Raw genomic sequence first — 12,088 nt, 5'->3', positions numbered from 1 at the left:
CGTGGTGGCACACGAAACCGCGCTCTCGCTGATTCAGCTGGGCGCGGTCTTTTTCGGCCTCGGCCTGCTCGGCCGCATCGCCGCGCGTATCGGCATGTCGCCGATCCCGTTGTACCTGGTCGGCGGTTTGATGTTCGGTACAGGCGGTCTCGTCGAACTGGACCACGTCGATTCGTTCATCCACCTGGCCAGCGAGATCGGCGTCGTCCTCCTCCTGCTGCTGCTCGGCCTGGAATACACTGCCGCCGAACTGGTCACCGGCATGCGCCGATCCTGGGCGGCCGGTGTCGTGGACATCGTGCTCAACGCCACCCCCGGCGTGCTCGTCGCGCTCTACCTCGGCTGGGGTCTGGCCGGCGCCATCGCGATGGCGGGCGTCACCTACATCTCCTCGTCGGGCATCGTCGCCAAGGTGCTCAACGATCTAGGCAGGCTGGGCAACCGGGAGACACCCACGATTCTGTCCATCCTGGTGTTCGAGGACCTGGTGATGGCCGGTTACCTGCCGGTGCTGACGGCGGTGCTCGCGAGCGCCGGATTCCTGGCCGGTCTCACCACGGTCGGAATCGCCCTGCTCGCCGTCACGGTGGTGCTGGTGGTCGCGCTGCGCTTCGGACGCTACGTCTCGATGATCGTGGACAGCGAGGATCGCGAGATCTTCCTGCTCAAGCTGCTCGGCTCGGCGCTGCTCGTCGCGGGTCTGGCGTCCGCGCTTCAGGTCTCGGCGGCGGTGGGCGCCTTCTTGCTCGGTATCGCGATCTCGGATTCGACGGCGCACAACGCCACCAAGATCCTGGAGCCGTTGCGCGACTTGTTCGCCGCGCTGTTCTTCGTGCTGTTCGGACTGAGCACGGATCCGGCGACCATTCCCCCGGTGCTCGGCTGGGCTTGCCTGCTCGCCGCGGTCACCACGGCCACCAAGGTCGCCACGGGCTGGTGGGCCGCCAAACGTGCGGGCACCTCGCGGTACGGACGGGCGCGCGCGGGCACGGCGTTGGTCGCGCACGGCGAGTTCTCCATCGTCATCGCGGGATTGGCGGTCACCGCGGGCGCGGTGCCGACCGAGTTCGCCGCGCTGGCGACGACGTACGTGCTGCTGATGGCGGTGCTCGGCCCGATAGCGGCGCGTGTGGTGGAACCCATTCTGGTGTGGCGCGACCGTCGCGCGGCCCGTCCCGCCTGACGGAGCGAGCTTTTCGGAAGCGCAGCGACGCGGCCCCTCAGCGTAGCGGGGCCGTTGTAGTGTTCGACCGGCCGACGTACTCGTCGTTGAGCAGGTGATAGGCCTGCCCGAGATCGGTCAGCGCACGCCGCCAACGGGTTTCGGCGTCGGTGCCGACGGGGTTGCGGCTCAGCTCCAGCAACGCCGTGGTGGCATCCGCCGACCGGGTGGCCGCGGCGAGCAACACCGGCGCTGGCTCGGCGGTGGCGTCCTCGGCCATCGCGCCGATGCGGTCGTGCAACTCCGCGGCGTCGGCGCACATCCGCTCGGCCGGGTCCTCGGGCACCGGAACGGCGTGGCGCGGTTCGCCGCCGACCACGCGGCGCAGCAGACCGACGAGCAGCGCCCGCTCGGCGGCAGCGTCCCTCGGGCCGTCGGAGGGCGGGTCCACCGTGTCCGGGTCGATGTGCAGTATCGCCAAGACGGCCCGCAACTGGGCGATGGTCACCACGTTCTCGGCCCCTCCCTGCCCCGCGCCGGGCGACCGATGTGTTCGTCCGCCTGGAAAGTCCCCGTCAACGCACACCCCTTCTCGTCGGCCGCGCGCGACGCGCGAACCTCCGTCGCCGCCGGGCCGGGGATAGTGTTTGCCAGATCTTCACTGAACGAGGGCCAAACTATCCAAAACCTCGGCGGATGTCTCGGGAATCGACATCTAAAAGAGCGTCTCGCGGGGTGGCGGGCACGGTCGCGGCGCGTCGCGATCCGTGCTCGCGCGTCGCCGGTCGCGAATAGGATTGCGCGGGAAGCAGGCTCGCGATCGGTGCGGCCGCGGAAAGCGTGGGGAGACGATGGCGACCGGACCGCGACGGCAACCCGCCGCACTGCGCTCGATCGCCGCACTCGCGGTCGCCTGCCTGACGACCGGCGGCTGCGCCACCCTCCTCGGCGAGCCCGCCCCACCGCCGTCCGCCGACGAGATCGCGGCGGCCGCAGCCGAATTGACCGAATTGCCGTCTTCCGAGGTGGCCGAACAACAGCTCGCGTCGGTCGTCGAACAGATCGTGGCCGCCGCCTCGGCGCTGGAACCCAGGCTGCGCTGGGGCTTCAGCGAGGAGCGTGGAATCGGGCCGTGCTACGGGCCCTACGCGCACACCGTCGGGCGACGCGTCGTGCTGCCGCGCTACCACGCCGAGGGTTCGCTGCCCGATGCCGCCTGGCCCGGCTTCCAGGAAACGGCCCGCGCGCTGGCCGCGTCCGCGGGCGCGACGGATATGCGGCCGGGTGGTAGCTCGTCACCCGATCGGCACGTCGCGTTCGAAGGCGGCGACGGCGCGGCGTGGGACAGCAATACCGAACTGTCGATCTTCGCGGACAGCCGGTCGATGACGATCACCGCGGTGGTGGGCTGCCGGCTACCCGCCGACAGACGACCTGCCGAGTAGCGATCGTGTCGAGCTGAGGATCAGGCCGCCACATGCTCGGCGTCGTCGCCGAGCGCCCGTTCGCGCAGCGTCTTCAACGTCTTGGCGAGGATGCGCGATATCTGCATCTGCGACACCCCGAGACGCTCGGCGATCTGGGCCTGGGTCCGGTTCTCGAAGAACCGCATGACGAGCACCTGGCGTTCGCGCTCCGGCAGTGCGGCGATGAGCGGACGCACCGCCATCGCGTCCTCCAGCAGCCGGTAGCAGGGTTCCTCCGCGCCGAGCGTTTCCACGGCGGCGCGCGGCGAGCCGTCGTCGTCGTTGTCGCGCGAGCCGGCGTCCAGCGAGCCCGCCTGGTAGCCGTTGCTCGCCACCAGCGCCTGGGTGATCTCGGTGAGCTCCACATCCAGCTCGGCGGCGAGTTCGCGGGCGGTCGGCATGCGACCGAGCCGCTGCGCGAGCGTGTCGGTGGCGGGGCCGATCAGCTGCTGAATCTCCTTGAGCCGCCGCGGAACCCGCACCGACCAGGTGCGGTCGCGGAAGTGCCGCCGCACCTCCCCCATCACGGTCGGCACCGCGAACGACAGGAAGGAACTGCCGCGGGAGACGTCGAAGCGATCCACGGCCTGCACCAACCCGAGGCGGGCGATTTGGTGCAGGTCGTCGAACGCCTCGCCGCGGCCCGCGAAGCGCCGCGCGATGTGTTCGGCCAGCGGCAGGCACATCCGGACGATGTCCTCCCGCAGCCGCTGCCGATGCGGGTCGTTCTCGTCCAGGCTCGCCAGCTTCTCGAACCACGGCTCGGCGTTGTCGTAGGAGTCCATCCGGGCGGTGTCGTCGTCCGCGATGCCCACGGTCGATTCATGCTTCATCCGATGTACCTCGTTTCCAACCGAACTCGACTCCGGTGGGGTACCCGCGTCGTCGTTATCGAAACGTGATCGCAAAGAAATCGCGCCTCACCTGCCCCGACGACCACCGCCTCGGACGTATCAGAGAATGGGCCGCCCGCCGGTCACGGCGAGCCGCGCGCCCGAGATGTAGCTGCCGTCGTCGGAGGCGAGCAGCACGTAGGCCGCGGCGAGTTCGGCCGGTTGTCCCGCCCGCCCCAGCGGCGTGTCGTCGCCGAACTTCGTCACCTTCTCCACCGGCATGGTCGACGGGATCAGCGGCGTCCAGATCGGTCCCGGCGCGACGCTGTTGACTCGAATCCCGCGCTCCCCCAGCAACTGCGCCAGGCTGGCGGAGAAGTTCGCGATGGCCGCCTTGGTCGCCGCGTAGGGCGCGAGCGTCGGCGAGGGCATGTCCGAGTTCACCGACGAGCTGCCGATGATCGACGCGCCCGAAGGCATGTGCGGCAGAGCGGCTTTCACGAGATAGAAGTACGCGCCTACGTTCAGCTTGAAGGTGTGGTCGAACTCCTCGTCGGAGATCTCCTCGAGGGTCTCGTGGGTCATCTGATAGGCCGCGTTGCTGACCAGCACGTCGATCTTGCCGAACTCCCGCACCGCGCGATCGATGACGGCGCGGCAATGCGCGGGATCGGCGAGATCACCCGGCACCAGCACGGCCTTGCGGCCCGCCTGGGTCACCAGGTCGGCGACCTGCTTCGCGTCCTCGTCCTCGTCGAGATAGGAGATCAGCACGTCGGCGCCTTCCCTGGCGAACGCGATCGCCACCGCGCGCCCGATGCCGCTGTCGGCGCCGGTGATCACCGCCGCCTTGCCGGTCAGCTTGCCCGAACCGCGGTAGCTGTCCTCGCCGCAGTCCGGCACCGGCGTCATCCTGGCCTGGACGCCGGGGACCTCTTGCTGCTGCTCCGGAAAACCCATTGGTCAACTCCTCCTGATGAATTCCTGCGCTTTGGCTTTCATGCCCTGGGTGATGAAGCGCCTTGCGTCGGGGTCGCCGCGCAGCACGGCTTCGGCGGTGTCTTTCAGCTGCTCCCAGGTGGCGTGCGGCGGAATGGGCGGCACCTCGGGATCGCAGAGCACATCGAGCAGTACAGGGCCGTCGGCGTGCAGTGCGCGATCCCAGGCGGGACCCAGGTCCTCCGGCGCCTCGACGGTGATCGCGGCCAACCCCATGACCCGGGCGACCTCCGCGTAGGAGACCTCGGGAAGCGATTGCGACTCCTCGAATTTCGGCGCACCGCCCATCGCGCGCAGCTCCCAGGTGACCTGGTTGAGATCGTTGTTGTGGAAGACGCAGACGATCAGCCGAGGATCCGACCACCGGCGCCGATAGCGGGCGATGGTGAGCAGTTCGGCGAGCCCGTTCATCTGCATCGCGCCGTCGCCGACCAGCGCGATCGCGGGCCGGTCCGGATGGGCGAACTTCGCGCCGATGGCGTACGGGACGCCAGGACCCATCGTCGCCAGCGTGCCGGACAGCGAGCCGCGCATCTGGCCGCGGAAGCGCAGGCACCGGGCATACCAGTTGGTCGAGGAGCCCGAATCCGCGGTGACAATGGCGTTCTCGGGAATGCGTTCGGACAGTTCCCAGACCACGCGCATCGGGTTGAGCGGTCGCGCCTCCAGCATCGACTGCCGTTCGAGCGTCTCCCACCAGCGGGCCACGTTCTTCTCCACCTTCTCCCGCCACGACCGATCGGTCTTGCGCTGGATCAGCGGAATGAGCTCGGCCAGCGTGGATTTCGCGTCACCGACCAGATTCACCTCGGTCGGGTACCGCATGCCGATCATGGTGCCGTCGATATCGATCTGCACCGCGCGCGCCTGACCGAACTCGGGCAGGAACTGCGAGTAGGGGAAGCTGGAGCCGACGATGAGCAGGGTGTCGCAGTCGCGCATCAGCTCGTAGCTCGGCCTGCTGCCGAGCAATCCGATCGGCCCGGTGACGAACGGCAGGTCGTCGGGAAGCACGTCCTTGCCGAGCAGCGCCTTCGCCACGCCCGCGCCGGTGCGCTCGGCGATCTCCACGACCTCCGCGGCCGCCGAACGAGCGCCTTGGCCGATCAGGATCGCGACCCGCGACCCGGAATCGAGAATCTCCGCGGCGCGCCGGATCTCGTCGCTCGCGGGGATCACCCGCGCGGGCGGCAGCGCGCCCGGCGGACTGGAGGGCACCTGCTTGAAGGCGTGCTCGGGCGGCTCGTACTCCTCCTCTTGGAGATCCGAGGGGATGATCACGACCGTCGGCGCGCGCCGCGTGATGGCGACACGGAAGGCACGGTCGAGCGCGTTGGGCAACTGATTGGCGACATTGACCTCGACCACGTAGTCGGCGACGTCCTGGAAGAGGTTCTGCAGATCCACTTCCTGCTGGTAGCTGGCGCCCATCGCGCTGCGCGCGGTTTGCCCGACGATCGCCACCACCGGCACGTGATCGAGTTTGGCGTCGTAGAGGCCGTTCAGCAGATGGATCGCGCCCGGTCCCGAGGTGGCGGTGCAGACACCGGCGTTGCCGCTGAATTTGGCGTAGCCGGTGGCCTCGAACGCCGACATCTCCTCGTGCCTGGCCTGGATGAAGGCCGGGTCGTCGTCGGCGCGCCCGAAGGCGGCGATCAAGCCGTTGATGCCGTCACCGGGATACCCGAAGACCTGCTGGACGTTCCATTCGCGCAGTCGTCGCACGACATAGTCGCCGACCTGTTGACCCATGGTTCCTCCTGTCCGTGCGTCGCTGTCGGAATCCGTCCTCAGGTGGTGGCGCGGCGGTGTTTGCGGTGGCTGGTGTCACACAGGGGGTAGTTCGCGGAGCGGCGGCACAGGCAGATCGCGACCTGGAAGCGGTCGCAGCGGATCGTCTTGCCGTCGGCGGTAACGAGTTCCACCGGTCCCTCGACGAGAGCGGGGCCGTCGTCGGTGAAAGTGACTCGCCTGCGCTCATTTTCGGATTCGATCGGCACGGATCACCACCAGATCTTCCTTGTCCTGGCCGGGTTCGATGAGTCCGATCGAGGCGAGCCAGTCGGCGCGCCCGCGCAGCACCGGTCCGAAGGGAACGGTGTGACGGGCCACGATCGCGGCTTTCAAACCGGTGTCACGTAATTGGGTCAGCGTGCTGTCCGGATCGGACAGCATGGAGTGCACGACCAGCGCCGCGCCGCGGGGTTTCAGCAGTTCCGGCATCATCCGGCACAGCCGGTCGAGCGCGGCCCGACCGGACGCTCCCGCGTTCCACGCCCGCGCCGGACCGTGGTGCCCCGCACCCGCAGGCGCGGGGACGTAGGGCGGGTTGGCGAGAACGAGATCGAAGCGGCGTCCGCGCAGCGCGCAGCTGAAGTCGCCGCGGATCACCTCCGCCCCGATCCCCCGGATCCGGCAGTTCAGCCACGCCGACACCGCCGCGGAGCGGGAGATGTCCACGGCGGTCACCGCCGCGGCGCCACTGCGCGCGGCCGCGATGGCCAAAGCCCCGCTTCCCGTGCACACGTCCAGCACGTGCCCACCGCGCGGAATGCCCGCCTCGGATAGCGCCCTGGCCAACAGCCAGGTATCCATTTGCGGGCGATAGACCCAGGGCGGGCGAATCAACATCACAGAGGCCGGATAGCCGGAATGCGCCGAACTAATCGTGCGGTCCCACCGAACCCGGCGCACCGTCGCGCAGCGAACCGCGTCCCGCCTCCCAGGAGCCCAGCACATGCTCGGCGAACCGGTCCTCCAGCAGGTTCGTCGCCTGGATGCCGAACACCACCGATTCGGTCAACGCGGGCTCCTTGGCGAGCAGGTCACCGATCACGTCGCGGCGCATGACCTGTTCGTGCACCGCGTCGGCCTCGATGTGCTCGCGGTAGAACAGCGTGCAGGTGGGGTCGGCGTCGAGGCGGCGCAGCGCCTCCACCATCCGCCGCGCCCCCGGCGGCGAGCTGATCTCCACGGTCGCGAAATGCCCGACGAGCGCCCCGCGCAGCTCACGGTGCAGTCCGAACAGCGAGATCGTGTCCATCAGCGCGAACATCGGCGCCGGGATCACGTCCTGATAGTGCAGATAGTCCGGATTCAGGCCCGCCGCGGCCATCAGCTCCGCGTACAGCTCGGCGTGTACTCGCTCGCCGCGCCCGCCGCCGAACTCGTCGAACTCGACCGCGACCAGCGACGCCTTCGCCTGACCGCGCAGCCGCGGAATCACCCAGGCGTACGGATCGGCCTCTTTGTGGTGGTAGAGCGAGCGATGTACCAGGTACTCGCGCATCTGCCACCACTCGCCGCGATCGAGCAGGAACTGGCTCGGCCCGCTCGCCTCGACCGGCGTCACCAGCAGCTGTTCGAGTTCGCCTTCCAGATCGGTCCCGCCGGGGACGGCGTCGCGCAGCCCGCGCAGCAGCCGCTGTTCCATCTCGGCGCGCAGCCCGAGCAGGCCGGGATCCCACTCCCACCCAGGATCGACCTCCGCGAACCCGTAGTAGTGCAGCTCGTAGCAGGTGTGCAGGGCGAGGAGCAGATCCTCGTCGAAGGGGTCCGGCGTCCCGATCCGCGGTACGGACCGCCCCGGCGTGCCGCCCAGCAGTTCGACGACCGCCGCGGACAGTTCGCCGCGCGGCTCGGGCATGGGATGGGCTTTCGGGACCATGGTCGCTGTCATGCTGGTCGCTTACCCCGCTCGCGCCCGGTTATCGCCCCGCTTCCCAGCGAGCCGTCGCCGGCCTCCGGTCGCCCCAGACGACCGCGGGTCTCACGAGACGGACCGCAGCCGCTCGGCGACGACCTCCCCGATCGCCGCCGCCGCGCGCAGCCCGGCGCCACGCGTCTGCCACGCGCGCCAGCGGTCGGTATCCAGCTCGCGGGCCCGCGCGAGCAAACCGGGCCAGTCCTCGAGATCGGGCCAGCGGTCCACCGTCAGCGCGATGCCCGCCGACGCGAGCGTGCGCGCGGTGGCCAGTTGTTCGTCGAACGGGCGCGGTGCGGGCACCACCACGGCGGGTTTGCCCGCGGCGGCGATATCGGCGATCGCGCCCTGCCCGGCGTGCGTCACGATCACGTCGGCCCGGCACAGCTCCGGCCACGGGTCGTCCACCCAATCGCCCAATCCGATGGTGCGCCAGTGATATTGGTGGTGCCGCAGGGCGCACGCGCGCACCATCCCCGCGGTGAACGCCGCACCGCAGGCGCCGCCGACGACCAGCACCGTCGGGCGTTCGTCACGCGCCGCGAACAACGGGGGGCGGCCGTCGAAGCGGGTGATGCCGCCGACATAGCGGGTCTTGTCCGCGTACGGGCGCAGCCACGCCGGATCGTAGAGCTCGCGCGGCCACGCCGCGATCAGGCGTTCGGCGACGCGGTGCACCAACTGGTGGGCGGGATCGGTGCGGGCGCCGGGCAGCGCCATGCAGACGACGGGCACCCCGTGCAGGCGAGCCAGCAGCGCCACCTCCACCGACACGTCCACCACCAGGGCGTCCGGCCGTGTCGCCGCGAGCCACGCCGCGACCGCCGACATCCGCTCGGCCAGCCCGCGATCGTGCCGTGGCGCCCAGTGCAGGACGCCCGAGGCGGTGGGATCGCGGACCGTCGCGGCTGGGGTGCCGGCGGGCAGGTGCACGACGTCGTCGAAGACGTCGTCGTCGGAGAGGGTCAGCGAGGTCAGCGCGGTGACCGGCTGCGCGAGGCAGGCGCTGATGCGGCGAGCGCGGACGAGATGTCCCGAGCCGTGATGGTGGATGTAGTAACCGATCACGCGGCCCCCCGGTATGTCCGGGATCCCGGCGCCGGCAGAGGCCGACGGCGGCGCGGATTCGTCGCGACGAACCGCACCAGGTCCGGGCCTCCCGGCCCCGGTGTCCACTGCGCGAGACCGTACATCGGACCTCCCGGCGGATCTGCGGTGACGTGCGACGATGCGGATCTACCCGGCCGTGTGCCCGGCAAACCTCGATCGCACAGCCGGACGGAGTCCGTCGTCGGCCCGCGCGTGGCCGGAGGTACGACTAGATCGGTTCCACCGGCAGGTGAGCTCGCGCTCTCGTTTCCCGCAGGCGGTCTTGGGTAGCCGATCGGTGATCGACCGGCGACACCACCAGCCGAGGAGGTAGCGATGCAGATCGGATACAAGCTGGCGGCAGAGGGTTTCGGTCCCGCCGAACTGATCCGCCAGGCGGTGCGGGCCGAGCGCGCGGGTTTCGACTTCGTCGAGATCAGCGACCACTTCCATCCCTGGCTGGACAACCAGGGTCACTCGCCGTTCGCCTGGACCGTGCTCGGCGCCATCGCGGCGCGTACCGAGCGCATCGGCATGGCCACCGGCGTCACCTGTCCGATCCTGCGCTACCACCCCGCGATCGTCGCCCAGGCCGCCGCCACCATGGCGCTGGTCTCCGACGGACGCTTCACGCTCGGCGTCGGGTCGGGTGAACGGCTCAACGAGCACATCGTCGGGCTCGAATTCCCCGACTCGGTGCGGGTGCGCCACGAGATGCTGCGCGAAGCGCTCGAGATCATCCGGTTGCTCTGGCGCGGCGGCTACCAGTCGTATTCGGGCAAGTACCAGCATCTTTCGGACGCCAGAATCTTCGACCTGCCCGAGCGGCTTCCGGTCATCGCGGTCGCGGCGGGCGGGCCGGAATCGGCCGAGCTCGCCGCCGAACTCGGTGACGGCCTCTTCGCCACCGAGGCCGACCCCTCGATCGTCCGGAAGTACCTGGAGCACGGTGGCAATGGACCTCGCTACGCCGAGGTCCCGTTGGCCTGGGCGCCCGACGAACACACCGGTGCGCGGGCGGCACTGGAGACGACCCGCTGGGCGCTCACCGGCTGGAAGGTCATGAGCGAGCTACCCAACCCGGTCAACTTCGCCGCCGCCAGCGCCACGGTCCGCGAGGAGGACATCCGCGACCACTTCACCTGCGGCTCCGACCCGGAACGCTACGTGGCGGCCGCCCGCGCCTATACCGACGCGGGGTTCGACCACCTCGTGCTGCAGAACGCCGGACCGGACCCGGACGGCTTCCTCGAGTTCTATCGCGACGAACTCGATCAGCGTCTGCGCGAATCGCTCACCCCGGCCGCGAGCCCGAGCTGACCGCTCAGCGCTTGCCGGTGCGGGCCCGCCTGCGCGCCTCCTGCATCTCGGCGAGCTCCTGTTCGAGCGCCTCGGCGATGCGGAACTGTCCGGTGTCGTAGATGCCCGACGAGCGAACCACCTCGTGGTAGGCGGTGTCCGGATCCGGCGGCGCCGCCTTGCGGGAGTCCTTCGCGATGCGCGAGTCCCGCGAGTCCTTCGCGTTGCGGGAGTCCTTGGTGCTCATCTTGATCGGCGTGGTCTCGGCGACCGGACGCGACGCGGCGGGCTTGTCGATCTCGATCGGCTTGGTCGGCGGAGGGGGCGTCTGCCGGACGACCACCTTGGCGGCCACCGGCTCCGGCGTGCGCGCGGGGGCTGGCTCGACGACCGGCTTGTCCACCTTGGCTGCCACCGTTGGCCTTTCGGCCTGCCTCGGCTCGGCCTTCGCGGGCGCCTTACCGTTGCTGCCGTTCGCGGCGGGCTGCCCGGATTCGGCGGGCGCGCGACGCTTCTCGACCCGTTCGGTCGGCGCGTCCTCGGGCGCGGTCTCTTCCGCGTCGGTCTCGTCGACCTCGGGCTCCGCGTACTGTTCCTCGACGACCTCCGGCTCGGCTCGCGGCGCGGGCGCGGGCCGCTCGGCCGCGACGGTGACGACTTCGCGCCGGACCAACGCGGGCAAGCTGGCCCGAATCTGCTCGGCCGGGTCGGGCAGATCGCGCACCTGCTCGGTGGCCCGGTGAATGGCCAAGCCGTAGCGGGCGCTCGCGGCATCGTGAATCAGCAGGGCCACACCGATCATCACGGGCGCGATGGCGTGCACGGCCACCTCGTACCACTGGCCTGAGCGCAGGTACGGGTAGGTGTTGAGGCCGACGGTCAGTGACAACAGCGCCATTTCGGCGGCGGCGACCTGGCGGCGGTTGTCGACGACGCCCCACTCGGCCACCTTGTTGGTGCCGATCATGATGATGATCAGACAGACGCTGATCATCCCTTCCAGCAGATAGCTGAACCAGTAGAGCGGATCGCTCGGGCCGCCGGGGGCGATGTTGTGCTGCACGTTGACCGCTGACCACAGCATGCCCGCGCCGACCACGCCGGCCAGCGCGCGTAGCGACCAGGCGCGGTGCCGGTACAGCGAGGCGAGCTTGGCGTGCGGACTGGATTCGCGCCGCTGCGCGGCGATCGCCTTGCGGGCGAGCAACAAATCTCGCATATCGGCCTTTGCGATTTCCTCCGCCGTGTGCCTCGCGCGGTCGGAGGCGACCGCGGCGGCCTGCACCTCTTTCCAACGCTGTCCACGGTCCTGTTCGCGAATTCGCTCGGCGAGTTCGCGTTCGGCGTGTAGTTCGTCCTCGGACAGCGCCTCGGTGAGAGCCGGGTCGAACTGCCAGGCCAGCCGTCCGCGGGCCTTTTCGACCCGCCGCGCCAGCTGCGTGACCTCGTCCTCGATGGGGTGCTCTATGGTCAAATCGACCTCCGACCGTGGAGATCCGATGGCAGGCAAGTGATCACGAGTGTGAACAGCACCCCA

At 69.7% G+C, this 12,088-nt stretch carries 12 protein-coding genes; 3 read left to right on the top strand and 9 right to left on the bottom strand.

The features are described 5' to 3' along the window. The first annotated feature begins 1 nt into the window (after nt 1). On the top strand, nt 2-1,183 hold the full coding sequence (locus CRP45_RS00400) for a cation:proton antiporter (protein ID WP_097243316.1): 1,182 nt from the start codon (nt 2-4) through the stop codon (nt 1,181-1,183). Nucleotides 1,184-1,220: 37 nt separating this feature from the next. On the opposite strand, the gene CRP45_RS00395 is transcribed toward CRP45_RS00400, so the two are convergent. Then, nucleotides 1,221-1,673 carry a hypothetical protein gene (locus tag CRP45_RS00395; protein WP_067779225.1) on the bottom strand — a complete coding sequence of 151 codons (453 nt, stop codon included), beginning with the start codon at nt 1,671-1,673 and terminating at the stop codon, nt 1,221-1,223. 340 nt (nt 1,674-2,013) lie between these two features. Between CRP45_RS00395 and CRP45_RS00390 the strand changes: the two genes are divergently transcribed. Next, complete coding sequence (locus CRP45_RS00390) at nt 2,014-2,607, top strand: LppA family lipoprotein (RefSeq protein ID WP_097243315.1); 594 nt, start codon at nt 2,014-2,016, stop codon at nt 2,605-2,607. A gap of 20 nt (nt 2,608-2,627) precedes the next feature. On the opposite strand, the gene CRP45_RS00385 is transcribed toward CRP45_RS00390, so the two are convergent. The 7 genes from CRP45_RS00385 to CRP45_RS00355 form a co-directional block, all read right to left on the bottom strand. Next, nucleotides 2,628-3,461, bottom strand: coding sequence for an RNA polymerase sigma factor SigF (locus CRP45_RS00385; protein WP_097243314.1), 834 nt, complete (start codon nt 3,459-3,461; stop codon nt 2,628-2,630). Between the two features lie 120 nt (nt 3,462-3,581). Next, complete coding sequence (locus CRP45_RS00380; RefSeq protein WP_067779234.1) at nt 3,582-4,421, bottom strand: glucose 1-dehydrogenase; 840 nt, start codon at nt 4,419-4,421, stop codon at nt 3,582-3,584. Nucleotides 4,422-4,424: 3 nt separating this feature from the next. Continuing rightward, nucleotides 4,425-6,212, bottom strand: coding sequence for a thiamine pyrophosphate-requiring protein (locus CRP45_RS00375; RefSeq protein WP_097243313.1), 1,788 nt, complete (start codon nt 6,210-6,212; stop codon nt 4,425-4,427). 38 nt (nt 6,213-6,250) lie between these two features. Further along, nucleotides 6,251-6,460 carry a CDGSH iron-sulfur domain-containing protein gene (locus CRP45_RS00370; RefSeq protein WP_097243312.1) on the bottom strand — a complete coding sequence of 70 codons (210 nt, stop codon included), beginning with the start codon at nt 6,458-6,460 and terminating at the stop codon, nt 6,251-6,253. Next, entirely contained in the window at nt 6,438-7,091 is a 654-nt protein-coding gene (locus CRP45_RS00365) for a HemK2/MTQ2 family protein methyltransferase (protein ID WP_067779242.1), read from the bottom strand. Before CRP45_RS00365 ends, CRP45_RS00370 begins: the two co-directional genes overlap by 23 nt. Nucleotides 7,092-7,122: 31 nt before the next feature. Beyond that, nucleotides 7,123-8,139 carry an iron-containing redox enzyme family protein gene (locus CRP45_RS00360; RefSeq protein WP_097243311.1) on the bottom strand — a complete coding sequence of 339 codons (1,017 nt, stop codon included), beginning with the start codon at nt 8,137-8,139 and terminating at the stop codon, nt 7,123-7,125. A 90-nt stretch (nt 8,140-8,229) separates the two neighbouring features. Further along, nucleotides 8,230-9,231 (bottom strand): glycosyltransferase, encoded by a 1,002-nt coding sequence (locus tag CRP45_RS00355; RefSeq protein ID WP_097243310.1) that lies wholly within the window; start codon nt 9,229-9,231, stop codon nt 8,230-8,232. A 357-nt stretch (nt 9,232-9,588) separates the two neighbouring features. Between CRP45_RS00355 and CRP45_RS00350 the strand changes: the two genes are divergently transcribed. Further along, complete coding sequence (locus tag CRP45_RS00350; protein WP_097243309.1) at nt 9,589-10,572, top strand: TIGR03557 family F420-dependent LLM class oxidoreductase; 984 nt, start codon at nt 9,589-9,591, stop codon at nt 10,570-10,572. A 4-nt stretch (nt 10,573-10,576) separates the two neighbouring features. On the opposite strand, the gene CRP45_RS00345 is transcribed toward CRP45_RS00350, so the two are convergent. Beyond that, complete coding sequence (locus CRP45_RS00345; protein ID WP_097243308.1) at nt 10,577-12,025, bottom strand: hypothetical protein; 1,449 nt, start codon at nt 12,023-12,025, stop codon at nt 10,577-10,579. Nucleotides 12,026-12,088 lie beyond the last annotated feature (63 nt).

Origin of the sequence: Nocardia amikacinitolerans (assembly GCF_900215415.1) — a bacterium.
Classification (GTDB): Bacteria; Actinomycetota; Actinomycetes; order Mycobacteriales; family Mycobacteriaceae; genus Nocardia; species Nocardia amikacinitolerans.
Note: the sequence above shows the minus strand (reverse complement) of the source record. Positions and strands in the feature narration are given on the sequence as shown.